This window comes from Streptococcus sp. GMD6S (assembly GCF_000297015.1).
In genome coordinates this window covers 1-575 of the sequence record NZ_AJRH01000257.1, presented here as the reverse complement: position 1 = coordinate 575, position 575 = coordinate 1, and the positions used below count along the sequence as shown (strand labels likewise).

The 575-nt window shown below is 42.4% G+C and carries 1 pseudogene; it reads left to right on the top strand.

The features are described from left to right. Nucleotides 1-575: pseudogene (locus tag GMD6S_RS10025) on the top strand (sensor histidine kinase); the annotation flags it as partial.

The following is a 575-nucleotide window of genomic DNA, read 5'->3' as shown; positions in this document are numbered from 1 at the left end:
CTCTATGTTCGGAATGATTTTGTGACTGGAGTGGCTATTGTTCTTCAGGACTACAAGGAAGTATATGTTTCGACTAGAGAAAAACGCAGTGGAGAGAAAGTTCCTGCGGAGGATTTTAAGCCAACAGCCAATAGTTTTGCTATTCCTGTTTCTGATCCTGTGTCTGACAAGGATTTAGGAGTGATCTATATCTCTCTATCCCCAGATGTTTTACATGGAGCTATTGACAATACTCGGGGTCATATCCCAATGGCTGTAACAGTAACTTCGCCTTTTGAGACTGAGATGTTCCATATTGGGGAGAAGGTCTCAGCCGAGCGAGAAAACTGGTTTGTGGGTGTCACCTCTCATGGTTATCAGGTTCGAGTTGCTGTTCCTAAAAATTTTGTTCTTACAGGAACTTTGACGAGTTCAGCTGTCACTATTGGGCTAAGTATTCTCTTTATCATCATTTTGTACGTGACCCTTAGACAGACTTTCTCAAATTACCAAAAGCAGGTCGTAGACCTAGTAGATTCGATCGAGGTGATTGCTCAAGGAGAAGAAGGCCTTCGAATCGATACCTCTGAAAAAGA